Source organism: Chitinibacter tainanensis DSM 15459 (assembly GCF_000429785.1).
Taxonomy (GTDB): Bacteria; Pseudomonadota; Gammaproteobacteria; order Burkholderiales; family Chitinibacteraceae; genus Chitinibacter; species Chitinibacter tainanensis.
In genome coordinates this window covers 353,981-380,965 of record NZ_KE386953.1, presented here as the reverse complement: position 1 = coordinate 380,965, position 26,985 = coordinate 353,981, and the positions used below count along the sequence as shown (strand labels likewise).

25 protein-coding genes are annotated in these 26,985 nt (G+C 57.4%); 10 read left to right on the top strand and 15 right to left on the bottom strand.

The window, feature by feature from the left end:
* Positions 1-40: 40 nt before the first annotated feature.
* Together G482_RS0116545 and G482_RS19265 are read right to left on the bottom strand one after the other, a co-directional pair.
* Positions 41-844, bottom strand: coding sequence for a class I SAM-dependent methyltransferase (locus G482_RS0116545; protein ID WP_051259133.1), 804 nt, complete (start codon positions 842-844; stop codon positions 41-43).
* Complete coding sequence (locus tag G482_RS19265) at positions 841-1,653, bottom strand: M90 family metallopeptidase (protein ID WP_084414785.1); 813 nt, start codon at positions 1,651-1,653, stop codon at positions 841-843. The genes G482_RS0116545 and G482_RS19265 overlap by 4 nt, the downstream gene beginning before the upstream one ends.
* A gap of 235 nt (positions 1,654-1,888) precedes the next feature.
* On the opposite strand from G482_RS19265, the gene G482_RS19910 reads away from it, so the two are divergent.
* Positions 1,889-4,216, top strand: a complete 2,328-nt coding sequence (locus G482_RS19910) for an extracellular solute-binding protein (protein ID WP_051259132.1) — start codon at positions 1,889-1,891, stop codon at positions 4,214-4,216.
* A gap of 131 nt (positions 4,217-4,347) precedes the next feature.
* On the opposite strand, the gene G482_RS0116530 is transcribed toward G482_RS19910, so the two are convergent.
* Together G482_RS0116530 and G482_RS19260 are read right to left on the bottom strand one after the other, a co-directional pair.
* Positions 4,348-5,406, bottom strand: coding sequence for a glycosyltransferase family 4 protein (locus G482_RS0116530; RefSeq protein WP_028450959.1), 1,059 nt, complete (start codon positions 5,404-5,406; stop codon positions 4,348-4,350).
* Positions 5,403-6,233 carry a UDP-2,3-diacylglucosamine diphosphatase gene (locus G482_RS19260; protein ID WP_034619901.1) on the bottom strand — a complete coding sequence of 277 codons (831 nt, stop codon included), beginning with the start codon at positions 6,231-6,233 and terminating at the stop codon, positions 5,403-5,405. The genes G482_RS0116530 and G482_RS19260 overlap by 4 nt, the downstream gene beginning before the upstream one ends.
* Positions 6,234-6,351: 118 nt before the next feature.
* Here G482_RS19260 and G482_RS19255 point away from each other — a divergent pair, with 118 nt between their 5' ends.
* From G482_RS19255 to G482_RS0116490, 7 genes are all read left to right on the top strand, one after another.
* Entirely contained in the window at positions 6,352-6,570 is a 219-nt protein-coding gene (locus tag G482_RS19255) for a DUF1289 domain-containing protein (RefSeq protein ID WP_051259131.1), read from the top strand.
* Positions 6,571-6,715: 145 nt separating this feature from the next.
* On the top strand, positions 6,716-7,654 hold the full coding sequence (locus G482_RS19905) for an ankyrin repeat domain-containing protein (RefSeq protein WP_051259130.1): 939 nt from the start codon (positions 6,716-6,718) through the stop codon (positions 7,652-7,654).
* Positions 7,655-7,920: 266 nt separating this feature from the next.
* On the top strand, positions 7,921-8,160 hold the full coding sequence (locus G482_RS0116510) for a FeoA family protein (RefSeq protein WP_028450958.1): 240 nt from the start codon (positions 7,921-7,923) through the stop codon (positions 8,158-8,160).
* The gene (gene feoB, locus G482_RS0116505; protein ID WP_028450957.1) at positions 8,157-10,445 is read left to right on the top strand and encodes a Fe(2+) transporter permease subunit FeoB; all 2,289 of its coding nucleotides are present in this window, start codon (positions 8,157-8,159) and stop codon (positions 10,443-10,445) included. The genes G482_RS0116510 and feoB overlap by 4 nt, the downstream gene beginning before the upstream one ends.
* Before the next feature lie 26 nt (positions 10,446-10,471).
* Positions 10,472-10,696: a FeoC-like transcriptional regulator gene (locus tag G482_RS19245; RefSeq protein ID WP_034619899.1), complete on the top strand. Its 225-nt coding sequence runs from the start codon at positions 10,472-10,474 to the stop codon at positions 10,694-10,696.
* 20 nt (positions 10,697-10,716) lie between these two features.
* Positions 10,717-11,487, top strand: coding sequence for an N-acetylmuramoyl-L-alanine amidase (locus tag G482_RS19240; protein WP_051259129.1), 771 nt, complete (start codon positions 10,717-10,719; stop codon positions 11,485-11,487).
* Between the two features lie 117 nt (positions 11,488-11,604).
* Positions 11,605-12,333, top strand: a complete 729-nt coding sequence (locus G482_RS0116490; RefSeq protein ID WP_028450956.1) for a substrate-binding periplasmic protein — start codon at positions 11,605-11,607, stop codon at positions 12,331-12,333.
* Between the two features lie 118 nt (positions 12,334-12,451).
* Here G482_RS0116490 and G482_RS0116485 read toward each other — a convergent pair whose 3' ends face one another.
* The 10 genes from G482_RS0116485 to lysA all read right to left on the bottom strand — a co-directional run bounded on the left by G482_RS0116485 (position 12,452) and on the right by lysA (position 22,832).
* Complete coding sequence (locus tag G482_RS0116485) at positions 12,452-14,719, bottom strand: arginine/lysine/ornithine decarboxylase (RefSeq protein ID WP_028450955.1); 2,268 nt, start codon at positions 14,717-14,719, stop codon at positions 12,452-12,454.
* A gap of 90 nt (positions 14,720-14,809) precedes the next feature.
* The gene (locus tag G482_RS19235) at positions 14,810-15,280 is read right to left on the bottom strand and encodes a type IV pilus modification PilV family protein (protein WP_034619897.1); all 471 of its coding nucleotides are present in this window, start codon (positions 15,278-15,280) and stop codon (positions 14,810-14,812) included.
* Positions 15,281-15,289: 9 nt separating this feature from the next.
* On the bottom strand, positions 15,290-16,750 hold the full coding sequence (locus G482_RS0116475) for a hypothetical protein (protein ID WP_156905433.1): 1,461 nt from the start codon (positions 16,748-16,750) through the stop codon (positions 15,290-15,292).
* Positions 16,751-16,754: 4 nt separating this feature from the next.
* Positions 16,755-17,411: a PilW family protein gene (locus G482_RS0116470; RefSeq protein ID WP_028450953.1), complete on the bottom strand. Its 657-nt coding sequence runs from the start codon at positions 17,409-17,411 to the stop codon at positions 16,755-16,757.
* Entirely contained in the window at positions 17,405-17,947 is a 543-nt protein-coding gene (locus G482_RS19900) for a pilus assembly FimT family protein (protein ID WP_051259127.1), read from the bottom strand. The genes G482_RS0116470 and G482_RS19900 overlap by 7 nt, the downstream gene beginning before the upstream one ends.
* The gene (locus tag G482_RS0116460; protein ID WP_028450952.1) at positions 17,947-18,378 is read right to left on the bottom strand and encodes a type IV pilin protein; all 432 of its coding nucleotides are present in this window, start codon (positions 18,376-18,378) and stop codon (positions 17,947-17,949) included. Before G482_RS0116460 ends, G482_RS19900 begins: the two co-directional genes overlap by 1 nt.
* 124 nt (positions 18,379-18,502) lie before the next feature.
* A complete protein-coding gene (locus G482_RS0116455; RefSeq protein WP_028450951.1) occupies positions 18,503-19,489 on the bottom strand; it encodes an L-threonylcarbamoyladenylate synthase in 987 nt (328 codons plus the stop codon).
* 174 nt (positions 19,490-19,663) lie between these two features.
* On the bottom strand, positions 19,664-20,218 hold the full coding sequence (locus G482_RS0116450) for a DJ-1 family glyoxalase III (RefSeq protein WP_028450950.1): 555 nt from the start codon (positions 20,216-20,218) through the stop codon (positions 19,664-19,666).
* A gap of 47 nt (positions 20,219-20,265) precedes the next feature.
* The gene (gene gltS / locus G482_RS0116445) at positions 20,266-21,471 is read right to left on the bottom strand and encodes a sodium/glutamate symporter (RefSeq protein WP_028450949.1); all 1,206 of its coding nucleotides are present in this window, start codon (positions 21,469-21,471) and stop codon (positions 20,266-20,268) included.
* Positions 21,472-21,584: 113 nt separating this feature from the next.
* On the bottom strand, positions 21,585-22,832 hold the full coding sequence (gene lysA / locus G482_RS0116440; protein ID WP_028450948.1) for a diaminopimelate decarboxylase: 1,248 nt from the start codon (positions 22,830-22,832) through the stop codon (positions 21,585-21,587).
* A 102-nt stretch (positions 22,833-22,934) separates the two neighbouring features.
* Between lysA and G482_RS0116435 the strand changes: the two genes are divergently transcribed.
* Complete coding sequence (locus G482_RS0116435; protein ID WP_028450947.1) at positions 22,935-23,837, top strand: ArgP/LysG family DNA-binding transcriptional regulator; 903 nt, start codon at positions 22,935-22,937, stop codon at positions 23,835-23,837.
* A gap of 54 nt (positions 23,838-23,891) precedes the next feature.
* A complete protein-coding gene (locus G482_RS0116430) occupies positions 23,892-24,854 on the top strand; it encodes a D-2-hydroxyacid dehydrogenase (protein WP_028450946.1) in 963 nt (320 codons plus the stop codon).
* Positions 24,855-25,199: 345 nt separating this feature from the next.
* Here G482_RS0116430 and G482_RS19225 read toward each other — a convergent pair whose 3' ends face one another.
* Positions 25,200-26,972: an NAD-binding protein gene (locus G482_RS19225; protein ID WP_051259126.1), complete on the bottom strand. Its 1,773-nt coding sequence runs from the start codon at positions 26,970-26,972 to the stop codon at positions 25,200-25,202.
* Positions 26,973-26,985 lie beyond the last annotated feature (13 nt).

Genomic DNA, 26,985 nt, shown 5'->3' with positions numbered 1-26,985 from the left:
ACCGGCAGTGCCGTCATCGTCGCCTTGCGCTGGCCAGTATTTAGCCGGCCGCGGCCTCGGCCGGGCGAGTGGGTAAATAGCCGTCAAAGCGGGTGCTATCGCCATCCAGACAAAAATCCGGTTTCACCCCAGCCAGCACCGGCGCCAAGCGCGGACGCTTCACGGTGACCCGCTTGCGGGCAATCTGCCGCGCCGGGGCCAGCAGCGCGTCGGCATCCGGGTCGCCACCAATCAGGGTTTGAAACGCGGCCATGTCTTTTTTGGATTTGGCGCGTTTGCCCGGCTCGGGAAACATCGGGTCGAGGTAGACCACATCAAAGCTTTGCGCCGCCAATGGCCCGCTGCCCGCGGCCAGCTCGGTAAGCCAGCTGCGTGCATCACCAAAATGCAGTTGCATGCGCTGGGCAATTTCGGCCACCTGGGTATCGGCCGCCGCGCGGCGTAGGCCATCCTTTAGCAGCAGATACGCCACCGGGGTACGTTCGATGAGCGTGAGCTGACAGCCTAAACTCGCCAACACAAAGGCATCCCGCCCCAAGCCGGCGGTGGCATCGAGCACGCGCGGCAGATAATCGCCTTTGATGCCCACGGCCTTGGCCACCGGTTGGCCGCGGCCGCCGCCAAATTGCCGCCGATGCGCCGCCGCCCCGCCCACCAGGTCGACCCAGACCGGGGCTTTTTCATGCACCGCTTGCAGGCGCAGGCTGTCTTCCTGCCAGCACAATACATGGCTGGCCTCAGGAGGGATGTCAGTCCACAGCGGCAGGCCCAGCGCTTGGGCTTCGGCAATGAGTTCGGCCGGGGCGTGTGCGGTGAGCAGGCCGCTTAAGGTGAGGTCGGTCATACGGCGGCAAAGGCTTCCAGATCAGAGACGGGGCGATAGCGTACACGACTCAGGCGGGCGATGGGGTCTTGCCGATAAAAGAGCTGCAATTGCTGGTAAACCTGCGGGTAATTGGTGTTTAAAATCTGCGGCGATTCAAAAAACATTTCGCTCAAGACGGCAAAGCATTCGGCCGGATCGGTGGCGGCGTACAGATCGATTTCGCTGGGGTGGCCGGCATTGGCCCGCCATTGCAAATCCTGATAAGCCGCTTGAAACGCCGCTTTCCAGTCATCGCGATTCATACCGTAATGCAGCGGTGGCTCGCCATTGGGGTAGCCATTGCGCATATCCAGTTTGTGCGCCAACTCGTGAATCACCACATTAAAGCCATCCAGCCATGGGCTTTCCATCACATCATGCCAGGACAGCAGCACCGGCCCATCGCTGCGGGCTTGGCCAGCCAAAATCTGCTCACCCTCGTGCACAAGGCCGGAGAGATCGCGCTCGCGGGTCTGGCTAATAAATTGGCTGGGGTAAATGATCACTTCATGCCAGTCGTCATAGGCATCAAAGCCCAGATTTAAGATCGGCAAACAGGCTTGCATGGCCAGAATGACCCGCATCGGGTCGGACAGCTCGATGCCCGCCACCGGGGTGATGGTTTTGGTGCGCAAAAACCAAGCCGCCAGCTCGCGCAGGCGTTTCATCTCGCCTTCATCCAGCCCGCGTAAAATCGGCATAGTCGAGAGCGGTTGCCATAGCGCATCCTCGATCGGGTGGCGTTTAAGCCACCATTGGCGGTAGTGGTGGCGGAGCAGTTGCAGCATGGCAGGTCTCGGTCGTCTTTTCTTACTAGCAAATGGCCTCTCGGCCTTTCTTTTCAATATTCCTCAACCATAATTAATCGTGCGGCCCATGCTGCATTGCGGGATTGGCGCAACAATTGCCACGCTAAGTGCCGACTTGCGATGATCCCCAATTGCCAGATCGATTATTCTCTTGCCTTGGCGGCTTGGCCGCCGTATCTGCGCAAAACCAACGAATGACCTGGGAAATAACAATATGCCGATTCGTACTCTGATCCTGATGCTGGCTGGCGGGGTGTATTTTGTGAGCCTGCTGGCGATGAGCCTGCTACTTGAGACTCAACAAGGCACCTTGTGGCTGATTGGCCTCGTGGGCTTGGCCGCGCTCTTGGGTGGGCTATGGTTTGCCACCCGGCGAAATCTGGGGCAGCTGCAGGAACTGCGCGATGCGATTCGCCAGCAGGCGGGCGCACATGGTGATCTCACCCAGCGCTTGCCAGTGTTTCCGGGGGAAGTCGGCGAAATGGCCGAGGCCTACAATCAGTTTGTGGCCAAGTTTCAACGCGTATTGCGCGATGTGCAGCGCGAAATGGAAGGGCTGGCGATCAGCCTGCATGAATTAAGCGCTGTGACCGCGCAAATGGCCAAAGACACGCGTAGCCAATCGGATTTTGCCGCGTCTTCCGCCGCCACGGTGGAGCAAATCACCGTCAGTATCAACCACATTGCCGATAGCGCCCGAGATATGGATGCGGTCGCCACCGAAACCCAGCATATCTCTACCGAAAGCGCTGAATCGGTGCAACGGGTGTCGGAAGAAGTTGGCAAGGTATCGAATGCCATGGTGGCTTTGGGTACGACCATGGATGGCCTGGGCGAGCGTTCGATCGAGATCAGCGGCATTATCGGCGTGATTAAAGATATTGCCGATCAAACCAATCTGCTGGCGCTGAATGCCGCCATTGAGGCCGCGCGTGCCGGCGAGCAAGGCCGCGGTTTTGCGGTGGTGGCCGATGAAGTCCGTAAACTGGCCGAGCGCACCAGTCAGGCCACGATCGAAATCGCGCGCAAAATTGAATCGGTGGGGCTGGAAACCGACCGCGCCGTCAGCAATATGGCCGTCACCTCCAAACAAGTTGGTCAAAGCGTGACGCTGGCCGATGATGCGCGCTCGCACATGCTGGATATTCGCCAGCGCATGGATCATGTGGTGAGCTTGGTGCGCCAGATTGCTGATTCGACCACCGAGCAATCATCCGCGGCGGTGTCGATGGCGACTTCGGCCGAGCAAATTAATGTGATGACCATGGCCACCGATTCGGCCTTGCAGCAAGCAAGTAAAACGATTCTGTCGCTGGATGACCGCGCCAAGCGCTTGCTGGAAATCGTGGGTAGCTATCGTTTGGCCGATATCGAGGTCTTGCACTGGTGGCAGGCTTCGAGTGAGGCCAAAGCCGTATCGGCGATTAAAGAGTTGCTCAATCAGCGCGATCACCACTGGGTGGATGCACAAATCGGTGGTGATAACCCGATGGGCTCGCTCAAGCAGCGGGTGGCTGGCGGTAATCCGCCGACCGCCGCGGCGATTGGTGGGGTCAAAATCCAGAACTGGGCCAAAGACGGTGTACTGGCCGATCTCACTGAAATCGCCCGCCGCGAGCGCTGGTCCGAGCTGTTGCCGGCGGTGCTTGATCGGATGATGCAGGCCGATGGTAAGTATGTCGCGGTGCCGCTGGGGGTGGCGCGGGTGAATATGATGTGGATTAACGCCGCGCTATTCAAACGCATGGGCATGAATGTGCCCAAAACCTGGGATGATTTTTTCACCGTGGCCGAGCGGTTTGCGCAGGCCAATATCCCGATGCTGGCGTTGGGCGATCAGCATTGGCAAGTGGCTACCATTTTTGAAGCCTTGGCCTTGGGCCAGGGCGGGGCTGATTTTTATGTGAAGGCCTTTAGCCAGCTGGATCAAAGCGCCTTAACTGGCCCGGCCATGCTCAAAGCGCTAGAAACCCTGCGCCGGATGAAGCCGTATTGCACGCCAGATAGCGCCGGCCGCGATTGGAATCTGGCCACCGCCGATGTGGTGAATGGCCGTGCCGCGCTGATTATTCAGGGGGATTGGGCCAAGGGTGAATTTGTGCAGGCCGGCAAAGAACAGGGCGTGGATTATCTGTGCATTCCATCGCCTACCCTGAATGGTGAATACAGCTTTGCCGCCGATACGCTCACCATGTTCCGCCTGAAAGAGCCAAAAGCCATCGCTGCGCAGCAAGATTTTGTGAGCCTGTTGATGAGCCGTGAAGGGCAGGAAGTATTCAACCTGTACAAAGGTAATATCCCGGCGCGTACGGATGTGGATCTGGCACGTTACGATGATTACGCTCGCCAGTCGGCGCGCGAATTTGCCGATGCGGCGCACAAAGGCGTGTTGGTGCCATCATGGGCGCACAATATGGCGGTGCAGGATGATGTGCGGATGGGCTGGTTTGAGGTGGTGCACACCTTCTGGCGCAATGACAATATGACCGCCCAAGAAGCAGCCCGTCGCTTTGCGGATGTAGCGCGGATTAATCGCTTCTAGGGGTATATCTAGCCAAGACTTGATTGTATTGTCTTGGCTGCAGATACCCTGTGACGTATATCATCTCGGCAGCATTTAAAAACCCGGCCTAGGCCGGGTTTTTGTTTGGGTGCACATGCGGTGTTGGCGTCTTATTCGCCGCCCGCGCCTTGCTCGATCAGCTCCAGCTCTTGCTGCGCCGTCTGGGTAAACGGATGCAGGTGCGAGAGGAATTGGCGGCTTGCGGCGGCCCACGAGTAGCGCTCGGCAAAGCGGCGTACTTCGGCGCGATCCAGCTTCAGCGCGCCAATGCAGGCCTCGCGCAAATCTTCGTGCAGCGAGCCGGGGCCGTCGGCGCCAATTACATCAATCGGGCCGGTAACAGGATATGCGGCCACCGGGCAGCCGCAGGCCATGGCTTCGAGCAGCACCAAGCCAAAGGTATCGGTTTTGCTCGGGAACACAAACACATCGGCGCTGCTATACACCTCGGCCAGTTCGGCTTGATTGAGCACGCCCAGCCAGTGCACATTCGGCATATTGCCGTATTGAGCTTTCAGGCCCGCGGCTGCCGGACCATCGCCCACCACCCATTTACTGCCGGGCAGATCCAGCTCAAGGAAGGCCTGCACGTTTTTCTCGACCGCCACCCGGCCGACATAGACAAAAATCGGTGCGCGTGACGCCAGCTTGTCGCGGCGGCCCGGTTTGAAGATCTCCAGATCCACACCGCGTGACCACAGCACCACGTTTTTAATCCCGCGCGCTTCCAGATCTTCGACCACAACCCGGGTCGGCGCCATCACAGCCTGTGCCGAATTGTGAAAGCGGCCAAGCCAGGCGTAAGTCCACGCCAGCGGAATGCCAAAACGCAGCTGCACATACTCAGGAAAGCGCGAGTGATAGGCAGTGGTGTACGGCAGTTTATTTTTCAGACAGTACTTGCGCGCCGCCAGGCCCAGTGGGCCTTCGGTAGCGATGTGAATCGCATCAGGCGCAAATTCGCGCAGGCGCTGATTGACCTTGCTGCCCGGGAAAATCGACAGGCGAATGTCTGGGTAAGTTGGGCAAGGGATGGTTTTGAATTCCAGCGGCGTGAGTAGGTCCACAGTGTGGCCCATCTTTTGCAGTTCGGCCCGAGTTTGCTTGAGGGTGCGAACCACGCCATTAACTTGCGGCTCCCAGGCATCGGTCACGATCATGATTTTCATGCGTTTGTACCTCGATTAAGTGAAATGGCAGGGGTCAGAGCAGGGGTAGGAAACAGGGCGCGTAGCTGTTCGGTCTGTTCGGCATACATTTTTTGCCAGGTAATGACCTTAAGTTCGCCAGAAGGTAGTTCAACTAGGGCGGTTAGGCTTTCGACCCAATCGCCGTCGTTACAGTACAAAATGCCGTTGATATCGCGCATTTCGGCTTTATGGATGTGGCCACAGATCACGCCATCCAGCCCGCGGTTTTTGGCCTCGGCGGCTACGGCTTCTTCAAAATCATTGACGAAATTCACCGCTTTTTTCACCTTGTGCTTCAGGTATTGCGACAAGGACCAATACCCAAGGCCCAGCTTGGCGCGCAGACGGTTAAACCATTGATTGAGCTTAAGCGTGATGCCATAGGCGCGATCGCCGACAATCGCGAGCCACTTGGCACATTGCACCACGGCATCGAATTGATCACCGTGCAGGACCAGATAGCGTTTGCCATTGGCGGCGGTGTGGATCACTTCGTCTTCGATCTTGATCTCGCCAAACATCAGGCCAATAAACTGACGAGCGGCTTCATCGTGATTGCCGGGAATGAACGTGACTTGCGTGCCTTTGCGGGCTTTACGCAACACTTTCTGGATGACATCGTTGTGGCTCTGATGCCAGTACCAGCTGCGCTGCAGCGCCCAGCCGTCGATGATATCGCCGACCAAGTACAGGTGATCGCATTCGGTGTGCTTGAGAAAGTCCAGCAAATACTCGGCTTGGCAGCCCGAAGTGCCGAGGTGGACGTCCGAAATCCAGATACTGCGAAAGCGTAATTCATTCGCCATTAATGCACTCCGTGATCGGTGTAAAATGATCATGCACAGCCAAAATGACAAATGTGCGACCGCGGCATGAAGGAAATATGACGACGGATCAATGACCTACCGAACTGGAAAAACCTGCATGAGCCAAAACTACCGCCCTGATTCGCCGTGTATTGCGGTGTGTTCAACTGCCTTGGGCGATGAAGTCTGCCGCGGCTGCGGGCGCACCGTGCGCGAAGTGGCGATGTGGGTGGCTTTGCCCGCCGATGAGAAAGAAGCCATCTGGCAGCGCCTAGAGGCCAACTGGGCCGCCCGTGGCTTGCCGCCACCGTGGCTGGCGCGCGATCAGCGCGGCTAAACGCGAGTCCAACTCCGTTAATCACCTGCCTGCGCGCATGCAAACCGCGCGGTAAAACTACCATGCCACTGTGGTATTGCTGCCACGCGCGCGAGGGCTGGGCGGCGATATGCTGGTCTCATTGAATTTTCCGTGAGCCCCGCGTATGTCTGATCTTGCCCAGCTATTGCACCAACTTGGTTATCCCGAACTGGTTCCTGTGCGCCTGCAGCAAGAACAGCCCACCTTGGTGGCGCGGATTGTGCAGCGCTGGGGTAAGGAAACGCTGGGTGATGAGCTGCTGGCTTTTCTCACTGCCGATCAACATACCGCCACACCCTTATCCGCCGCGGCGGCGCAGGAGCTGATGCGCATTTCGATTGTGTATGCCGATTTATGCGCCAAACAGCAGGCTTTATGGGCCAGCGAGCGTGAGCAAGCTAATACGCAAACCTATGCTGATGGGTATTTGCGTCAACGTCAGCATATGAAGGCAGTCGCGGCATATACCCCTACGATCTATCACGATGGCCCGGCCACTGTCATGCCGCAAGAGCAGGATTTAGTGCGCTGGAGCCCGCTGATGCAGGCCAGCTTCATGGGCCGGCTAACCGAAGTGGAGCGTTTACTCGATATCCAGCAAGGCCTCGGGCTTGGTGAAACCGATGCCGATGGCTATCAGGCTTTGCATCTCGCGGCCATGCAGGGCCATGCCGAAGTGGCGCGAGCTTTGCTCGCCGCCGGGGCCGAGGTAGATCCGCCGAGCCGGCGCTTATCGCGCCCGCTCTTGCTGGCCGCTGCCGCCGGGTATTTGCCAGTGGTGGAGGTCTTGCTCGATTTTGGCGCTGAAGTGGCGTTGTGTAAGCATGACGGGCGTACGGCCTTGCATCAGGCCGCGGCTAATGGCCATGAAGCTGTCGTATTGCGCTTATTGCAAGCCGGGGCTGATGTGCTGCAGGAAGATCAGCGCGGACAGAATGCCTTGATGTTGGTACCGCAAAACAAACCTCGCTTGTATGAATTACTGCAGCAGGCTCGCCCGGGCCAGCCGCAAGCCCGGCCGCCAGTGCTGGTGTTTCAGCCGTGGATCGACTGGGGCCATTAAGCCCGAGCGCTACGCGTTGAGCAGACCAGCACGCGGAGCACCGTGCTAGGCCGAGCGGCGAGCCTGTGCGATTGAAATCCGGCCCCTTGAACTACGCCCCGTGCTGGGGCTGTAGCGCAGCAGTTCTGTTTTTTCGCTCGCGTTTCGCGCGGGCCGCATTGCGTTAAAGATTGTTAACCATTCTCATTTCTTCTTGATGTGCGGCAAATTCTCATTACCATTCATACCCTATAGTGAATGCTGCCCTGTATCAGAAAGGATCTGCCATGCAATTGGCTCAGCTCAGCGCCGGTCAAGCCGGCACCATCGCCGGTTTTGCCCCCGGCAATCGCAGTTACCGGCAACGCTTATTGGCCATGGGGGTCACGCCGGGCGCCGCGTTTAAGGTGGTGCGGGTGGCGCCTTTGGGCGATCCTTACGAAATCATCATCCGCGGCTATACGCTCACTCTGCGTAAGCATGAAGCCGCCATGCTCACCGTGGCCTTGCTGGAGGTTGCGGCATGAGCACCCCATTTACCATTGCGCTCTTGGGCAACCCGAACTGCGGGAAAACCACGCTGTTTAATGCCTTGACCGGCAGCCGGCAGCAAGTCGGCAATTGGCCCGGTGTGACTGTCGAGCGCAAAAGCGGCCAGCTGCGCCAAGGCCCGCAGCAGGTGGAAGTCGTCGATTTACCCGGCGTGTATTCGCTGAATGCGGCGCCGGATAGCTCGGCCGACGAACAAGTGACCCGCGATTACATTCTGTCTGGTGCGGCGCGATTTATTGTCAATATTGTCGATGCCAGTAATCTGGAGCGTAACCTCTACCTCACCACGCAATTGCTCGAGCTGGGCGTACCCACCCTGCTGGTGCTGAATATGATGGATGTGGCCGAAGCGCAGGGCATTGAGATTGATGCGTCGGCGCTGGCCGAGCGGATTGGCTGCCCGGTGCTGACAATCTCGGCGAGCCGTAAGCGCGGCATCGAGCAGCTCAAACAAGCCATCTTTGCCCAGCAAGCCAGCGCGCCGGGTATGCAACTGGATTTACCCGCCGAGATCAGCGCCGCGGTCACCGCCTTAACGCAGGAAGTGGCGCCGATCCACACCGCGCAAAATCTCAGCCCCGCTTGGCTCGCGCTGAAATTGCTCGAGGGTGATCATCTGGCCGAAACGCTTTGTCCCTCACTACGTAAACGCGTGCAGCAATGGCAGCAGCAGATTGTGGCGGCGCTGGATTTAGACGCCGACATTCTGATTGCCGATGCACGCTATCGTTTTGCCAATCAGCTCTGCGCCCAGGTGCGCACCGATAAGGGCCGCGTGTCGCGGCATGTGACCGAGCAGATTGATCGCTGGGTGCTCAATCGCTGGTTGGGCTTGCCGATTTTTCTGGGCATTATGTATTTGATGTTTTTGGCCACCATTCATCTCGGTTCGGCCTTTATTGATTTCTTCGATCAAAGCTTTGGCGCTATTTTTGTCGACGAGCTGGGCAACTGGCTCACCCACTGGCAAGCGCCGCAATGGCTGGTGGTGATGCTGGCCAAGGGCTTGGGCGCGGGCGTGCAGACGGTGGCGACCTTTATCCCGGTGGTGGGCTGCCTGTATTTGATTTTGTCGGCACTCGAAGATTCGGGCTATATGTCTCGCGCGGCCTTTGTCATGGATAGAGCCATGCGCTCGCTCGGTTTGCCGGGTAAATCATTTGTGCCGCTGATGATTGGTTTTGGCTGCAATGTGCCGGCGATTATGGCCACCCGTACGCTGGAAACCCGCCGTGATCGTATCCTGACCGCGATGATGGCGCCGTTTATGTCTTGCGGCGCGCGCCTGCCGGTGTATGCGCTATTTGCGGCGGCGTTTTTCCCGCGCAATGGGCAAAGCGTGGTGTTTGCCCTTTATCTCACAGGGCTGGTGGCTGCGGTGCTCACGGCGTTTTTGCTGCGTAAAAGCCTGCTGCCAGGCGATGGCGCGCCTTTGGTGATGGAATTGCCGCTCTATCATCGGCCAACCTTGGCCACGGTATGTCGCCGCGCTTGGGATCGGCTGCGTGATTTCGTGCTCAATGCCGGCAAAATGATTGTGCCGATGGTGATGGTGCTGTCGCTGCTGAATTCGGTAAATACCGAGGGCACCTTCGGGCATGAAAATACCGAAGAATCCGTGCTGGCGCGGATTGGCCAGCAGCTGGTGCCCGCGTTTGCGCCACTGGGGATTGCCGAAGATAACTGGCAGGCGGCCGTCGGCGTGTTTACCGGCGTGCTGGCTAAAGAAGCCGTGGTGGGCACGCTCAATACCCTCTACACCCCGGCCAGCAGCGCCAGTGATGAGCCCGAACCACAGCTGATGGAAAAACTCGCGGCGGCGCTGGCGACCATCCCGGCCAATCTGGCGGACATTGCCAACAAGCTCAGCGACCCACTGGGCATCAGTATTGGCGATGTCAGCAACCAAGCGGCCGCGGCGGAAGAACTCAAAGCCAGTACCGCCACCTTTGGCAGCATGCAGCAGAAATTCGCCGGCGGTAGCGGGGCGTTTGCCTTCCTGCTGTTTATCTTGCTGTACACGCCCTGCTTGGCGGCACTGGGCGCGTTGAAAGTGGAATTAGGCACGGGCTGGATGGCCTTTGCGGCGGGCTGGACTTTATTTTTGGCCTACACGGTATCCACGCTGTATTACCAGCTTAGCCATTGGCAGAGCCTATCGTATCCGGTGGTAGCGGTAGTGGCGCTGGCATGGGCGGTGGTGATTGTGGCTGGCCGGTATGTGGCCAGAAACCCGAAACTACAAGCTGCAGTGGCTTAAACCCACTCGGGGTATGGGAGGCAACCATGGGTTTGCTTGAATTACGCGATTATCTGAAAGGGCGGGGCGAGGTAAGCACGCGCCAGCTGGCCGAGCATTTTGCGGTCGAGGCCTCGGCCATTGAGCAAATGGCGCAGGAATGGCTGCGCCGCGGTAAACTGACGATGACCCCGGGTAGCTGCAGTAGCGGCGGCAGCTGCGGCGGTTGCTGCGCCAGCCCACTGGGTAATTTATATCGCTGGCTAGATTAATACATCATGAGGGTATTGCCTTGCAGGCCTTAATAAAATTAGCCCTAATAGCAATACCCTGCCTTTATTCTGCGGCTGCAGCCGCCGCCAAAATTGCCCTTGATGTCGGGCATAGCCTCAGTGCACCTGGCACCACCAGCGCCTTTGGCGAAACCGAGTTTAGCTACAACCTTGCCGTCGTTGACGTGGTGGCGGCCCGCTTGCGGGCGGCGGGCCATCACGTAACTGTGATTGGTGCCGATGGCCTGCAAACCGAGCTCAAGCCGCGCGCGGCTGCGGCCAGCGGGCATGATCTGTTTATCTCGTTTCATCATGATTCGATGCAGGAAGCGTACCTCGATGAATGGGAATGGCAGGGCCAGCGGCTGAAAATGAGCCGCATGTTTGCCGGTTATTCCTTATTTGTGTTTAACGCCGATCCGCAATACGCCAATACCACCACCGCCAGCAGCCCCAGCCATCCGGCGGCGGGCACGGGCCGGCATCTGGCTGTGAGCCTGGCCTGCGCCCGCCGGCTGGCGGATGAATTACAGACGCGGGGTGAGCGGCCCACCTGGCATCATGCCTTTGGGATTGCCGGCAGCAATCGCCCGCTGCTGGATGAGCCACGTGGTATTTATCAGGCCAATTTTGCCGTGCTGCGGCATAACAGCGTGCCGGCGATTTTGTACGAAGGTGGCGTCTTGCCGCATCCAGATGAAGCCACCCGGCTAAAAACGCCGGCGCATCGCGCCTTGGTGGCCGACGCGGTACTGGCGGCGCTGGATTGTTTAGCGCCCACTCAGCCCTGATTTGCCAGCCGCTAGGGCGCTCGCTTATATTGAAGAACCTCGATTGCTGACAGGTTGCGCATGCGCTGGCTGCTTAATTCGCTTTGTGCCGGATTCCTGACGCCATGGCTAGCACTTATGCCGCGGGCGCAGGCGGCTGAGCCGCTGGTGCTGGTGAGTGATCCCTGGTGCCCAGTGGCCTGCGGTGAACAAGACCCACGCCCGGGCTATGTGGTGGAGCTGGCGCAGGCGATTTTCGAGCCCTTGGGCTATCCGGTGCAGTATCAGATTGTGCCGTTTTCCCGCGCGGAAATGCTGGTCAACCGCGGCGAGGTCAGCGGCTTTATCGGCGTGTTGCAACTACCTAAGCGTCAAAGCTGGCATTTTCCCAAGCATCCTCAAGCCGTTTCGCGTGTGTGTTTTTATACGCTGCCTGGCCAACGCTGGCAGTTTAGCGGCTTGGCCTCGCTCGAAGGCCTGCGCCTCGGGGTGATTCGCGGCTACAACTACGGGCCGGAACTCGAGCCGCTGTTGCCGCTGGCCCATCGGGATGAGATCAGCGGAGTGGATGCGCTACGCCGCAATATGGCCAAGCTGCAGGCTGGGCGCGTACAGGCCCTGGTCGAATACGAATTGGTGGCGCAATACCAGCAATTCAGCAGCGGCCTGAAGCTGCGCAATGCCGGTTGCACCCAGACTGCGGATGCCTTGTTTCTGGCGTTTTCACCGCAACAGCCGGGAGGCGCCAAACTGGCGCAGCTTTTGGATGAAGGGATGCAGCGAATGCGCAAGAGTGGCGAATTAGCGCGGATTTTACAGCGCTATGGGGTTCAGGATTGGGTGAGTGGGGCGAAAGAAGTGAAGTAATACTCTGGTAGGGTATTGCTCTGCATTGATTATTTGGTGATGATTTTGATGACATACCCCTTGAAGTAAAAAACCGGCCAAGTGGCCGGTTTTTGTTTGCGCCTGCTGAGTCACTGGCTTAGCTGGCCGCCACGCAATCAACAAAGTAATGCGTGCCGCTGGCATCTTTCTCGGCCACCAGACCATGGGTGTAGGTCTCAAAGCCAGGGAAGCGGCTATTGAAGGCGCGCACAAATTTCAGATAGTCGACAATCGTTTTATTGAAGACTTCGCCCGGTACCAACAGCGGAATGCCCGGTGGGTAAGGGGTCAGCATCACCGCAGTCACGCGGCCTTCCAGCTCATCCAGCGGTACACGCTCGATCTCTTTGTGTGCCATCTTGGCAAACGCTTTCGATGGCTTCATCGCGGGCACCAGATCCGACAGATACATTTCGGTGGTCAGTTTGGCCACGTTGTTTTCTTTGTAAATGCCGTGGATTTGCTGGCATAGATCACGCAGGCCAACGCGCTCGTATTGCGGGAATTGCGCGATGAACTCCGGCAAAATGCGCCATAGTGGGGCGTTTTTGTCGTAATCGTCTTTAAACTGCTGCAGCGCCGTTACCATCGTGTTCCAGCGGCCTTTGGTAATGCCGATGGTAAACATGATAAAGAAGGAATACAGGCCGGTTTTCTCGATCACCACGCCGTGTTCGGCCAGGTATTTGGCCACAATCGCCGCTGGAATCCCTTGCTCGGTAAAGTCACCATCCACATTCAGACCGGGGGTCAGGATTGTGGCCTTGATTGGGTCGAGCAGGTTAAAGCCTTCGGCAATATCGCCAAAGCCATGCCAGTTTTCGCCGGCTTTGAGCATCCACGCATCGCGGTGATCCAGACCTTCGTCGGTCAGATCATCCGGGCCCCAGACTTTAAACCACCAGTCGCTACCGTATTCCTCATCCACCTTGCGCATCGCGCGGCGGAATTCCAGCGCCTCAGCCAGCGATTCTTCCACCAGCGCGGTGCCGCCCGGCGCTTCCATCATCGCTGCCGCCACGTCGCACGACGCGATAATCGCGTATTGCGGACTGGTGGAGGTGTGCATCAGGTACGCTTCGTTGAAGATATCGCGATCCAGCTTATTATCGGTGGCGTCTTGCACCAAGATTTGCGAGGCCTGCGAAATCCCCGCCAGCAGTTTGTGAGTGGATTGGGTCGAGAAAATCATCGAATCTTTACAGCGTGGGCGGTCTTCACCGATCGCGTGATAATCGCCGTAAAAATCATGGAATGCCGCGTGCGGCAGCCAGGCTTCGTCAAAGTGCAGCGTTTCAATCACGCCGTCCAAGAGGCCTTTGATCTCTTCCACGTTGTACAGCACGCCATCGTAGGTAGACTGGGTGATGGTCAACACGCGTGGCTTAATATTTGGGTTTTCGGCCAGTTTTTCGCGGCAGAATGGGTTGGCCAGCATTTTTTGGCGAATCGATTCTGGCTCGAATTCGCTGCGTGGAATCGGGCCGATAATGCCGTAGTGATTGCGCGTTGGCATCAGGAAAATCGGCACCGCGCCAGTCATCATGATCGCGTGCAGGATTGATTTGTGGCAGTTACGATCCACGACCACGATATCACCCGGCGCAACGGTTGAATTCCACACGATTTTGTTCGAGGTAGACGTGCCGTTGGTCACGAAATACAAATGGTCGGCATTAAAAATGCGTGCCGCATTGCGCTCTGATGCCGCTACCGGGCCGGTGTGATCGAGCAGCTGGCCGAGTTCTTCCACCGCATTACACACGTCGGCGCGCAGCATGTTTTCACCAAAGAACTGGTGGAACATCTGGCCAACGGGTGATTTCAAGAACGCGACGCCGCCCGAGTGACCAGGGCAGTGCCATGAGTACGAGCCGTCTTGCGCGTAATTCGTCAGCGCGCGGAAAAACGGTGGCGCGAGGCTATCGAGGTACGATTTAGCTTCGCGAATGATATGGCGCGCCACGAATTCGGGCGTGTCTTCATGCATGTGAATAAAGCCATGCAGCTCGCGCAGGATATCGTTGGGAATATGGCGCGCGGTGCGGGTTTCGCCATACAGATAGATCGGGATATCCGGATTGCGGCGGCGGATTTCTTCCACAAAGCCGCGTAACTGCGCCAGCGCCTCGGCGGTTTCTTCCGCCGAGCCACCGCCAAATTCCTCGTCGTCAATCGACAAAATAAAGCCCGAAGCACGGCTTTGCTGCTGGGCAAACGAGGTTAAATCACCATAGCTGGTATAACCCACCACATCCATGCCCTCGGCCTCGATGGCCGCCGCCAATTCACGGATACCGGAGCCGCTGGTGTTTTCCGAGCGGAAGTCTTCGTCAATGATGACGAGGGGGAAGTAGAAGCGCATGGTGGTTCCTTGCCAAAGATAAACGCCCCTGCAATCGGGCAGGGGCGTAGTGTAAACCAAAGGGTTTTTCGCGTGTGTTGCGATAATCAATTATTCACTGAAAACCGCAGAAACTTGGACTGACTCATTCAGATAATTGCCAGAGCCATCTTTTTTTGCCGCAATCGGGCGCCATGCCGCGGTGACGGTCACTAGTTTGATATCACCCGAACCAGAAACCGCTCCGGTTACCGAGTTGCGGCGGCTCACCGAGCAAGTGACCGTATAGCTGGTTGAGTTGGATGTTCGGGTCGCCGAGGTTGGGCAGAACGTCAAGCCTGAGCCCCCGGTATCCACGAAGTCATTTGTGATATTGGCAAAAGTAACCACATTCAGCCTATTGAGCTCATTATTTGCGATATCCAAGGCTTCGGTACGCTCAGCGCTGTAAGTGGTTTCACGCTGCAATGCCGTTTGTAATGAGGTCAGTGCCAAGATACTGCCTGAGATCACAATGAGCGTAATCAAAACCTCAATCATGGAGAAGCCGGTCTGGCGAGTTGGCAGGTTGTTAGGGTTCATGCCGCTTCCTTAATTGGCCTGCTTGAAATCACGCCAGCCACTTGCACCAGTAAACGCTACTGTTGGTGCTGCTGGTGGTCTGCGGGCGCGAGACCTTTGGTAAGCATTGTAAGAAGGGTTGAGGTTGAAAGAAGTGTAGGCATTCACATTGCCTTCTACAGCCAAGACCCCGTTAAACGTCATGGTCGGGCCGGCGCCTGTGGCCCAATTACCTAAGGTCAGCTCACCGCTGACATACAGAAAGGTGTCTTGCAGTTGGCGCATGTCTGATGTGCCGCCGGAGATGGTGACATTGCCATCAATAATCACTGATTTGTCGGTATAGGTTTTCAGCGCAGCCTCAATCTCATTCGATGTATAAGTGCACCCGGTGCGACAGTTGATGACGACTGTACTGCCATCCGCGGAAAGAGTGGCGCTCTTATTAGTTGATGAAATATTCGAAAAATTACTATTCAAAAAAGCATCTTTATTGGCGCCAAAATATTGCTTGAAAAATTGGTCATTGGCTTGTTTGCCCGCGATAGAGGCGGGATTATTGTTGCTGCACGAGCTTTTGTCCGGGTTTGAGTAATATAAACCTGTACAGTTATTGCTTTTGGCTCCCGCTGGCGTCTGATCTGTCCAGCTCATTGAACCATTACTCCAATTAGGCGTGCCGGACTGAATCTTATCGCCCACTGAAATACCATTGTGTGGGTTGCTAGCAAAATCAGAGTAATTACCTTTAATCAGATTGTACTGATCATATTGATTGACACCGGATGGAACTTCACTAGCTGGTGGCAAGCCGCAACCCACTGTACATACGCCAATGTCGACACCGATGGATGAATTGTAATAACGATAGCTACCATTGACTGCAAAAAACGAACCGAGATTAGACGATCCAGTACCTGGTGTTACGATGTATTGAATATCACGAAATATAACGGATTCCGCCGAGTTCCCATCCGCTTGGCCGATTGAGGCCACCCGTAGATTGTGGGTGGTCACGCCCCCGGTTGTGGAGCTGCTGAGCAGATTTACGCCAATAAAATATTGGCTGCTGGCCGTGTTACGGCCGCATAATACTGCCGATTTCGCAGTGCCTGTGGCTGCGGTGCAGCTAGACACCAATTTTGGATTGCCGTCTGAATCGAGTGAATCTGTATGGGCGCGATTCAGGCTTGAGTAATCAATATCCGAATTAGCCTGGGGCAGGCTAACCGAGGTGATTGGTGCGTAGTTATTGGTGGCGTCTAGCCAAGTGATGCTGTCTGGAGTGCTAATCTGACTACGAAAGTTGGCCAGAAAAACCTGCATGCCACTAACGGCGGCATTGCGGGCTTGCGCGTTGTAATAGGCGTTGTTGTTAGATTTTTGCTCAATAAATAGCCCGCGATTCATATAGAGCGCAGCCACTGATAATGAGAAAATCAAAATAACGGACACTAGGAGTGTGGCCATTCCTCGCTGTTTGCTGAGCATGAAATTAGCCTCCATTTGAATTGGTGATGGTAATTGTTGACGTGCGAGATACATTTTGATCAGCACGTAGCCTTAGGCGCAAAGTCAGGTTGATAAAGCGTTGATCAATATTCCCAGCTGGCGCATTGAAGTTAAAGGCAGTGAAATCAAAAATATATTTTGTGCGATCAGTAATTGGGTACCAATTCTCACAAGCCGTTCCGGTGCCGACCGATGAATCGCAGCTGCCACAAATACTGTCGCGCGTGGTTGTGCTTGGCCGGGTATAGGGGCGAGCAACCAATGGTGGGTTATAAACCAATAAGTCACCTTGTGAGCCAACCTTAAACCCGGTTTGGCGAACACTGGAGGTTGTGGTGCTGGCCGTATTGTAGTAGTCATATAAAAAACATTGATTCGACTCTACAACATGAATCCCACTCACGCTGGTATCCCCAAAGGTTGGGGAGTAACCAGCCCGCCGCGCATCTTGTTCGACCAATTGCGTGATAGTGCGCAATTGACTATTCAGACTGGCTGCATTTTGCCGGTATTGCATATTGCGCAATGAATCGAGAAAAAATGTACTAATACTCAGTAGCAGCAATAGTGAAATGGCTAATGCCACTAAAATTTCAACCAGGGTCAAGCCCTGTTGTTGTTTGATCGAGGGAATTAGCATGCTGGATATCCCCCTACTTTTTTGCTGCTTACTGGGTTGCATAGTTGCATTTGACCATTGAAACGCAGCTTAAGGCGTAGTTGTTTGTCGCTATTGCTAATATCAAATGACTTGTTGGTGAATTGGTTGCTACTGAATGTCCAGATGCCACGAACTGGATCGATATAGGCATTGTTTAATTCAGTAGAAAATGAACTGAGTGTGGTTGGGCTAATCTCGGTCTTGCTTAACTCATAGGATGACTGGCCTGCACAGGTGCCCGTGCTTGTACTGCAATCACAATCAATCGATTTTCGCGTCAGTTTCAAATAAGTGCTGGTGTCTGGATTTACGGCTAGACACACTTTCTGGTTGTATTTAATAGCTTCCAAGCGAGCAAATTGGAGGTTGCTAACCAGAGTGTCGCTAAGCCGCGAGACGCGCTGCTTGGCAATAAACCCGCTCATGTTTGGTACTGCGATCGCCAGCACAATGGCCAATACGGCGAGTGTAACCAGCAGCTCAACCAAGGTAAAACCAGACACTCGACGCCCCATTACTTACTCCAGCAGCCAGTAGCTGGCGTGTAACGAGTGGAGCCTGCTTGGACAATAGCCACCATGGAGGTGCAGTTAGTGTCTGCCGCTTGGGATTTGCCGTTAACTGCAGTAGCTGTTACGCAATACTGGTTGCCATCAGCCGTGCCAGTGCAGTTTGTGCCGTTATAACCGCTTACCGCGATTGAGTAGTAACCATTGTCCGAGGTCGTGTTCAAACCCAGATTGGTGAGGGTGCCATAATTGACATTGTTTGCCCGCCAACGTTCTTGCGCTTGAATGACACGATTGATGGCAATGCTGGCATCGCTACGGCGTGATTTGCGCACGTAATCTTGGTATGACGGAAATGCGATCGCGGCCAAGATGCCGATAATCACCACAACGATCATCAATTCAATCAGCGTAAAACCGCCAGCTTTGCGGGGCATGCCTGCTCTCCAATTTGGGTTGGTTGCATCGTAAGGTTTTTGCCTTACAGCTGCAAGAGTGGGTGTGATCTGAGGCGCAGAGCGGTCAGTTATGCACGATAAGTGGTTATTTTTAGGTGCCTGTTTAAGACAACTTGTGATGTGCGGCACGGTGTAGCCGATCTTGTACCGCCAGCCATTCGGGTGTGTGCGGCGGTAGCTCGAGCAGCAGGGCGTCGTAGCCGGCCAGATCCAGCTGACGCAATGTGGCGTACAGTGCTTGAGCATAATTGTCGCTGTCGGTCGGCATTGGGTGCAGCGGATAAGTGGCTGATTGGATGGCCGAATAGCTCAGCACCATAATCCGTTCGCCCACCGCTTGGCGTTGGGCGGCAGCCGCCATGATCTGCTCGGCATTGCCGGTAATTAGGGTGGTACGCGGGGCGTAGTGCGAATCAAGCAATCCGGAGACGCGTTGCTTGGCGGAATGCTGATTGGTGTGGTGCTCCAGGGGATGGCCTAATACCGCTTCGATGGCGGCGCGGGAGACACCACCAGGGCGTAAAAGCTTGGGCGTATCGCCAACCAGACTAACAATCGTGGATTCCACCCCCACCGCGCAGGGGCCGCCGTCCAGCACCAATTGCAGCACCTCGGGGCTAAATTCCCCACGCACATGCTCCGCCGTGGTGGGGCTGACATGGCCAAATTGATTGGCGCTAGGGGCGGCAAGGCCGCCGCCAAACTCGCTGAGTAAGGCATGGGTGAGTGGATGGGCGGGGGCGCGCAGGCCAACGGTGTCCTGGCCACCGGTAACGGCGGGGCTGACATGTGGCTGGCGTTCCAGAATCAGCGTAAGCGGGCCGGGCCAAAAGGCTTCTGCCAACAGATAAGCTTCATCGGGAATATTCTGCGCCCAGGCGGCCAATTGCGCGGCGCCGGCAATGTGCACAATCACCGGGTGATCAGCAGGGCGGCCTTTGGCGGCAAAAATCTTGGCCACCGCCGCGGGCTGGCTGGCATCGGCCGCGAGGCCATAGACGGTTTCGGTAGGAATGCCGACCAGCTCTCCGGCGCGCAATAAAGCCAGAGCAGCGCTGATTTCGGCGTGGGGGAGCGGGGTATGCGACATGATGGCGAACTCTAAACAGACAGTGCGCTGATTATATCACCCACGGGGAGGGCAAGCCCGTTGGCGACGGTGTGCAATTGATGGCGTGGGTATTGCTCGGAGGCTTATTTAAATCAATGCCCTCATGCCAATACCCTGTCACCGTATCTGATCTGACCAGCGGGTTCAGCTGTTTTAGAGATACAGCATGGCACGGCCAACGGCGATGGCGGTGGCATCATCGCGCAGCAGGCGAACCAGCTCAAGCGCAAATAAGCCCGCGGTGGCCGGGCCGCGTGAGGTGGTGATTAGGCCATCGGTGACCACATTAAAGGCGCTGACTTTGGCGCCATGCTCGCTCAATGTCGCTTCGCAACCAGGAAAACAGCAGGCGGCCAAATCGCGCAACAGCCCAGCTTTGGCCAATACCATCGGCGCGGCGCAGATGGCGGCCACGCGCCGGCCGGCGGCAAACTGGCTGTGCAGCCGCCCAGCGAGCAAAGGATGCGCCAGCATATGCTGTGTGCCCGGGCCGCCCCCCGGTAGCACCACTAGATCGGGTATCTCGCTGGCAGCCTCATCAAAGCTAAGGTCTGCGGCAATACCCACATTGTGCGCGCCAGCCACCACCCCGGCGGCAGCGGTGCTGACCAGATGAGTATTAATGTCGGCGCGGCGCAAGATATCCACGATGGTGATCAGCTCGACTTCTTCAAAACCGGGGGCCACATACACATGAGCCAAAGGCATGGCGTACTCCTAGCGGGATAGCGGTGAAAGTGCGGATCTTGCTCAGTTTAGTAAATTGGCAAAGCCATAAACAGCTTGATGATGATGGCGTTGGCAATATCGATAAAGAACGCGCCCACCATCGGCACCACAATAAAGGCCAAATGCGAAGGCCCAAAGCGATGGGTGACCGCCTGCATATTGGCAATCGCGGTGGGCGTGGCGCCGAGCCCAAAGCCGCAATGCCCGGCGGCCAGCACCACGGCATCGTAATTGGCGCCCATCACCCGGAAAGTGACCCACATCGCGTAGGCGCCCATCGCCAAGGCTTGCACCAGCAGGATCAGTAGCATCGGCAAGGCTAGGTTTGCCAGCTCCCACAGGCGCAAACTCATCAGTGCCATGGCCAGAAACAGCGACAGGCTTACATTGCCCAGCACCGAAATTTCACGATCAAAGACCTGATACCAACCTAGCCCCGACAGCACATTGCGCAGCAATACGCCGTTAAACAGCACGCACACAAAGGTGGGCAGCTCAAATGCCGTGCCGGCCAGCGCTTCGGCCAACATATGCCCACCGGCCAAGCTTAAGACGATCAGTGCCAGTGATTCGATAAAGGAATTCACAGTGATCAGGCGCGTGGCTTGCGGCTCTTCAAACATGCCCGGGTCTTGATCTTGATTATGCTCGGCGCCAGGTGGGGTGACTTTTTTAAGCAGGATTTTCGCCACCGGTCCACCGATCAGCCCGCCCAAAACCAGCCCAAACGTGGCGCAAGCCATCGCCAGCTCGGTCGCGCCATTGATGCCGAATTGCTCGCTAAAGACCTTGCTCCAGGCCGCGCCAGTACCGTGGCCGCCCGAGAGGGTAATCGAGCCGGCCAACAGCCCCAAATGGCCGGGCAGGCCTAAAAGATTGGCCAGGCTAATCCCGATGATGTTTTGCAGCAAAAGTAGGCCCAGCACCACGCCGAGGAATTTCACCATCACTCTGCCGCCGGCACGCAGGCTAGCCAGATTAGCCGAGAGACCAATGGTGGCAAAAAAGGCCAGCATCAGCGGGGTTTGAATACTGGTATCGAATTTGATGGTTACCCCGGCCACCTGCTGGGCCAGCAGTAATAGGCCCGCCACCAAAAGGCCACCGGCCACCGGCTCGGGAATGGTAAAGGCTTTTAGCGGTGCGGTTTTTTCCACTAAGAGCCGGCCCAGTAGTAGCACCAGCGAGGCGGCAACCAGCGTGCCATAAAGGCCAATCGAAATAGGTGGCATAGAAACTCCCAACAAACGGCCCACCGGGCCGTAGACATGACAATGGCTTGCAGATAATGCAAGCCATTGTAGGGGAGTGCGGCGCGAGGCCGCTATTAATTAATGCCCTTGCCTTAGTCGGCCGCCAGCTCGGTTTCCAGCGCCAACAGCTCGGCAATGCTTTGCCGGCGGCGAATCAGCCGCGTGGTGTCGCCCTCTTGCAGCAGCTCGGCAATCAATGGGCGGGTGTTGTAGTTGCTCGACATACTCGCGCCGTAGGCGCCGGCATCGTGAAACACCACCAAGTCGCCAATTTCGGCGGTAGGCAGGGCACGCGGGGTGACCACGCCGCCTTCTTCCTGGGTAAATACATCGCCCGATTCGCACAAAGGGCCAGCCAGGACTGTATCGCGCAGCTCGCCAGTGGCGGCGCTGCCATCGGCGCGCAGTACGCTCACCTCGTGGTAGCTGCCATACATGGCCGGGCGCATCAGATCAGAAAAACCGGCATCCACCAGCACAAAATGATTATTGCCGACATCTTTTTTCGCCCGCACTTCGGCCACCAGCTTGCCGCTTTCGGCCACCAGGAAGCGGCCCGGCTCGATTTCCAGATGCACAGGGTGGCCCAGATGGGCTTCGATTTCTTTACGCGCCGCATCCCACAGGCTGAAGTAATGTGCGGTATCGATGCGCTCACCACCCACGCGATATGGAATCGACAAGCCGCCGCCAGCAGAAATCGCACGAATATCGCGGCCCGATTCTTTCACTTGCGCCACCATCGCTGCGCATACTTCCTGCAGATGGCTGTAATCCACGCCCGAGCCAATATGCATATGCAGGCCCACCAGATCGAGCTGGTATTGCTCCATCAGCGCCAGCGCTTGCGGTAGCTGTTCATGCCAGATGCCGTGCTTGCTTTGCTCGCCGCCGGTATTGGTTTTCTGGCTATGGCCGTGGCCAAAGCCGGGGTTGATCCGCAGCCACACGCGGTGCCCCGGGTGCGCCTGGCCCAGCTGCTCCAGCATCTGCGGGCTGCCGCAATTGACTTGAATATCCAGCTCAACCACGCGGGCTAATGTGGCGCGATCCAGCAAATCGGCGGTAAACACGATGTCGTCACTGTCGGGGCCGGTCTGAAAACCGGCGGCCAGTGCGCGCTCGATTTCGCCCAATGACACCGAATCCACCTTCACGCCCTGCGCGCGCATCAGGCGCAGGATATGGGTATTGGAGTTGGCCTTTTGCGCAAAGCGAATGGTGTCGAACACTTGCAGCTGGCTGATGCGCTCGCGGATCACGGCCGCGTCGTAAGTCCAGAACGGGGTGCCGTGTTCGGCAGCGAGGCGGGCCAGTTGCGGGCCATTCAGCGGTTTCATGGCAAACTCCAGATCATTGCAATCAAGTGGTGATGCGGCTATTCAAACAGAGCCCTTATCCGTGGTAAAACGATAAATTCTCTGCCCACCCGAAATTGGCTTATGTTGGATTACAAATTGCTCGATGCGCTGGATATGGTGCTGCGCTGTGGCAGCTTCGAGGCCGCCGCCAAACGCCTGCATCTGACGCCCTCGGCCATTTCGCAGCGCATTCGTCAGCTGGAAGAGCGCCACGGCGAAGTGCTTCTCCGCCGTGATACGCCGCTCTCGGCTACGCCCACCGGCGAAAAATTGCTGGCCCATGTGCGGCAAGTGCGCGCACTGGAAGGCGAGCTGAGCGAGCAATTGCGCGCCGAGCCCGCCAGCCGCAGCTGGCTCACCCTGCGGGTGGGGGTGAATGCCGATACGCTGGCGCTGGGTTTGTTGCCCGCTTTGGCGCTGGCGCTGGGCGAGGCGCAGCTCTTGCTCGATTGCGTGGTCGATGATGAAGCCTATACGCTTGATCTGCTGCGCTCGGGCGAAGTGTCTGGGTGTATTAGCACGCAAGCAGGCCCGGTGGCTGGCTGTGGGGTGATACCGCTGGGGAGTATGGAATACATCGGCGTGGCTACGCCGGGCTTTAGCCATGATTACTTTAGCGCGGGCCTTAGCAGCGCCACCTTGGCCGCCGCGCCGGCAGCCGTCTTTGGGCATAAAGAAAGCCTGCACCGCCGCCTGCTACGCGAACGCTGGGGCCTGCTGGAAGGCCAATATCCCTGCCATGTGATTCCCGAAAGTAATGCCCTCTTTGCCGCCGCGCAGGCGGGCTTGGCCTACGCCGTGGTGCCGCGGCAGCAAGCCGCCGCCGGCTTGGCCGCCGGCCAGCTGCAAGCCTGGCCCGAGCTGGCGGCCAATGTGCCGCTGTATTGGCATCACTGGGCGCGGCAAACTCGCCCCGCCCGTGCACTGGGCGCCGCGCTGCAGGCCTTTGCCCAGCAGCATTTGCAGCCGGGTGCGGCGCAATAATGTGCCCACTTGTCGATTTTTAAGTTCGGCGCCACCACGCCGACTGGATGCCTGATGACCGAACCGCTGATTGTATTTCTGGATGCCGCTACTTTGCCGGTGCCGCTTAAATCCTTACCGCTAGCCCATCGCTGGGTCAACCATGCCCACACCCGCGCCGATGAAGTGGTGGCGCGCTTGCAAGGGGCGACGGTGGCGGTGACCAATAAAGTCGCGATCACGGCCGAAATGCTAAGCCTACTGCCGCAGCTGCGGCTGATCGCCGTGGCGGCCACCGGGTTTAATAATATCGATCTCGCTGCCTGCTGCACGCATACGGTGGGGGTGTGTAATATCCGAGACTACGCCATTCATGGCGTTGCGGAACATACCCTGATGCTAATGCTGGCCTTGCGGCGGCAATTACTCAGCGACCGGCAGCGGGTGCAAGCGGGCGAGTGGCAAAACGCCAGCGGTTTTTGCCTGCCCGCCAATCCGGCGCTAGAACCACCGCATGATCTGGCCGGAAGCCGGCTGGTGCTGGTAGGCAGTGGGGCGCTAGGGCAGGCCACGGCGAAATTGGGCGCAGCTTTTGGCATGCAGGTATTTTTTGCCGGCCGCAAAGGCCAGCCCGAAACCCGCCCCGGCTATTTGCCGTGGGAGGAGGCGCTGCGCACCGCCGATGTGTTGAGTATTCATTGCCCGCTCACCGACGACACCCGCGGCCTGATTGGCGCTGCAGAGCTGGCACTGTTGCGGCCTTCGGCGATTGTACTGAACACCGCGCGCGGCGGCATTGTGGATGAAGCGGCACTGTTGGCCGCGCTGCAAACTCGGCAAATTGCCGGCGCAGGGCTGGATGTGCTGAGTAGCGAGCCACCGCGGCAGGGCAATCCACTGTTGGATGTGCAATTGCCTAATCTACTGATCACGCCGCATGTGGCTTGGGCCAGCGTGGAAACCATGCAAACGCTGGCCGATCAGCTGATCGACAATATCGCGGGCTATCTCACCGGCGCACCGCGTAATTTGTTGTGAACTGTGGTCAATAATGGGGCCGCTGCGGCTGGCGCTAAAGTGAAAGCCCACGGTTTTCCCGGATGCACCCACGGGCGCTAGGTGGGCGAAAGGCCCACTAAGATGGCGCGTTTCAGCAATTCACTGACCCTGTACACAGCCCGCGTGCATAGGCTTTGGTATAGCTTGTGGGTAAATGGGCTAAGCCCTTGTGCCGGTGATGTTTTTTGATGGTGCCTAATTTTTGTGCAGGTACGCCCAGCAAAATCGGCTTATCCCCGTGGGCTGCGCACAGTCGCTGGGGTAAGTTGTGGACAAGCGCTTTAGTGGTCTGATCTGCAAGGGGAAAACGCCGCTGCCTGTTTTTTAGGCATTTTCGTTCGGCGGTGTGTGGGTGGCAGCCGCTGCCGGAACTCGTTCCTGTTCCTGCTCGCGCTGCCGCTCTTGTTGCCACTGAGCCCAGCGGCGGAACAGCCAGCCCTGCGGTTGCTCTTCGCCGGTGCGAATGTAATCGAGTAGGCCGATGTTCTCTTGCACTGCCGTGTGGGCCAGCCGCGCATGGTGATCGCCAATAAACAGCACTTCATCGCCGAATTGCAGCCGCGTGCTGCTGGCGGGTAAGAGCTGATCCACCCCCGCATGCCGGTGCAACAGCGCCACACAGCGCAGCGTATCGCCATGATTGAGTGCATCGTGGGTGTAGTGGCCGATCTGCAGCGGCGGCGTGGGCTGCGCCAGCATGGCGTGCACGGCTGAGGTATTTTGGGCATTAAAGCGCACCCGCCAGATTTCCGGCACCTGGCCTGCGCACAGCTGATGCAGCTGCGGCAAAAACTCGGCGGCCCAGTCTTCACTTTGCTGCTGAATCAGCGCCATCGCCTCCGCCAGCAGCGGGTTTTCCATCGCGCGCAAGCATTCGTGCGCAATAATCTGCGCCCGGATCGAGGTGATATTGGGTTTAAAGGCCTCAAACAGCAGATGATTGTGGGTGAGGTTTTGCCGCGCTACGGTAAAGAGCTGCTGGTTGATTTCCCGAGCGGTGGCCAGCGCCGACAGATTATTCGCATCGTGATCATGGCTCACCAGCAGCCCCACTGCGCGCTCGATGCCAGCTGCTTTGAGGGAGGCGGCCTCTACGCCCAGTGCCTGGATAAATTCGGCAGGTACCAGCTGCGCCTGCGGCTCTGGGTCTATCACCGTGACCGTACAGCCCGCGCGCAGCAGCGAGCCATGCACGGCGGCGCCAAAGCGCCCGTAGCCGACAATCACCCAATGCCCCACCGGCGGGCTGGGCTCTTCCACAATCGGGTTGCCGGGAAAATCGGCCAGAATATCGCATACCCGCGTCACTTGCGGCTGCTGCAGACGGCGGCTGAATTTGCGCCCCACGGTTTGAAACAGATTGATCACCTTGTTGGCGCCAAACGAGGCCATATTGTCCGCCACCGATTGATTACGGCTGCGGCATATCGACAGCAATTTCGGTCGTAATACATAAGCGCCAATCGCGATCGCCAGATTGGCCTCTTCGTTGCCGGTAATGGCCAAGATGCCGATGCACTGCGGGTGCTCAATGCCGGCGATTTTTAATATTTCCGGGTTGGCGGCATCGCCGGCGTAGCAGGGGGTATCAAAGCGAAAGTCCGCCAGTGCAATTTCGTTCACCCGCTCTTCGCGCTGCTCGATGATCACAAAGCGGATATCCAGATCATCCAGTACCTTGCACAGCAGGCGGGCAGTCTGGCCGTAGCCGCAGATCAGGTAAAACGGCTCGGCCAACTGCCGCACTTTGCGGCGAAAGCGCGCCTGGGCAATCGCTTTGCGCAGCGTTTCATCGCGCATTAGCCCAAAAATCGAGCCAATCGCGTAGGCCCAGCCGGTTACGGCCAGATAAATGCAGCACAACACCCACAAGCGCTGCTGATAGGTAAACGGGTAGGGGATCTCGCCAAAACCAATCGAGGTGGCGGTGTAGCTAATAAAGTAAAAAGCGTGGAAAAAATCGATGTGATAGGGCCGGCCCTGATCATCCACGCCGGGGATCAAAACCAGCCCCAGCACGGCAATGCCGTAAATCGCGATCAGCATCACGATGGGCGCACGCAAGCGCCGCAGCATTAAAAAGAAAATGCCATCCATGCCGGACTAACCC

Excerpts from the sequence above, each read along its gene's own strand:
- G482_RS0116545 (WP_051259133.1), bottom strand. The coding sequence starts at position 844 with ATGACCGACCTCACCTTAAGCGGCCTGCTCACCGCACACGCCCCGGCC.
- G482_RS19260 (WP_034619901.1), bottom strand. The coding sequence starts at position 6,233 with ATGGCGAATGAATTACGCTTTCGCAGTATCTGGATTTCGGACGTCCAC.
- G482_RS19905 (WP_051259130.1), top strand. The coding sequence starts at position 6,716 with ATGTCTGATCTTGCCCAGCTATTGCACCAACTTGGTTATCCCGAACTG.
- G482_RS0116475 (WP_156905433.1), bottom strand. The coding sequence starts at position 16,750 with ATGCTCAGCAAACAGCGAGGAATGGCCACACTCCTAGTGTCCGTTATT.
- G482_RS0116530 (WP_028450959.1), bottom strand. The coding sequence starts at position 5,406 with ATGAAAATCATGATCGTGACCGATGCCTGGGAGCCGCAAGTTAATGGC.
- G482_RS0116450 (WP_028450950.1), bottom strand. The coding sequence starts at position 20,218 with ATGCCTTTGGCTCATGTGTATGTGGCCCCCGGTTTTGAAGAAGTCGAG.
- feoB (WP_028450957.1), top strand. The coding sequence starts at position 8,157 with ATGAGCACCCCATTTACCATTGCGCTCTTGGGCAACCCGAACTGCGGG.
- G482_RS0116455 (WP_028450951.1), bottom strand. The coding sequence starts at position 19,489 with ATGTCGCATACCCCGCTCCCCCACGCCGAAATCAGCGCTGCTCTGGCT.
- G482_RS19900 (WP_051259127.1), bottom strand. The coding sequence starts at position 17,947 with ATGGGGCGTCGAGTGTCTGGTTTTACCTTGGTTGAGCTGCTGGTTACA.
- G482_RS19910 (WP_051259132.1), top strand. The coding sequence starts at position 1,889 with ATGCCGATTCGTACTCTGATCCTGATGCTGGCTGGCGGGGTGTATTTT.
- G482_RS0116470 (WP_028450953.1), bottom strand. The coding sequence starts at position 17,411 with ATGCTAATTCCCTCGATCAAACAACAACAGGGCTTGACCCTGGTTGAA.
- G482_RS19245 (WP_034619899.1), top strand. The coding sequence starts at position 10,472 with ATGGGTTTGCTTGAATTACGCGATTATCTGAAAGGGCGGGGCGAGGTA.
- G482_RS0116435 (WP_028450947.1), top strand. The coding sequence starts at position 22,935 with ATGTTGGATTACAAATTGCTCGATGCGCTGGATATGGTGCTGCGCTGT.
- gltS (WP_028450949.1), bottom strand. The coding sequence starts at position 21,471 with ATGCCACCTATTTCGATTGGCCTTTATGGCACGCTGGTTGCCGCCTCG.
- G482_RS0116510 (WP_028450958.1), top strand. The coding sequence starts at position 7,921 with ATGCAATTGGCTCAGCTCAGCGCCGGTCAAGCCGGCACCATCGCCGGT.
- G482_RS0116490 (WP_028450956.1), top strand. The coding sequence starts at position 11,605 with ATGCCGCGGGCGCAGGCGGCTGAGCCGCTGGTGCTGGTGAGTGATCCC.
- G482_RS0116485 (WP_028450955.1), bottom strand. The coding sequence starts at position 14,719 with ATGCGCTTCTACTTCCCCCTCGTCATCATTGACGAAGACTTCCGCTCG.
- G482_RS19225 (WP_051259126.1), bottom strand. The coding sequence starts at position 26,972 with ATGGATGGCATTTTCTTTTTAATGCTGCGGCGCTTGCGTGCGCCCATC.
- G482_RS19255 (WP_051259131.1), top strand. The coding sequence starts at position 6,352 with ATGAGCCAAAACTACCGCCCTGATTCGCCGTGTATTGCGGTGTGTTCA.
- G482_RS0116430 (WP_028450946.1), top strand. The coding sequence starts at position 23,892 with ATGACCGAACCGCTGATTGTATTTCTGGATGCCGCTACTTTGCCGGTG.
- G482_RS19235 (WP_034619897.1), bottom strand. The coding sequence starts at position 15,280 with ATGAACCCTAACAACCTGCCAACTCGCCAGACCGGCTTCTCCATGATT.
- G482_RS19265 (WP_084414785.1), bottom strand. The coding sequence starts at position 1,653 with ATGCTGCAACTGCTCCGCCACCACTACCGCCAATGGTGGCTTAAACGC.
- G482_RS0116460 (WP_028450952.1), bottom strand. The coding sequence starts at position 18,378 with ATGCCCCGCAAAGCTGGCGGTTTTACGCTGATTGAATTGATGATCGTT.
- lysA (WP_028450948.1), bottom strand. The coding sequence starts at position 22,832 with ATGAAACCGCTGAATGGCCCGCAACTGGCCCGCCTCGCTGCCGAACAC.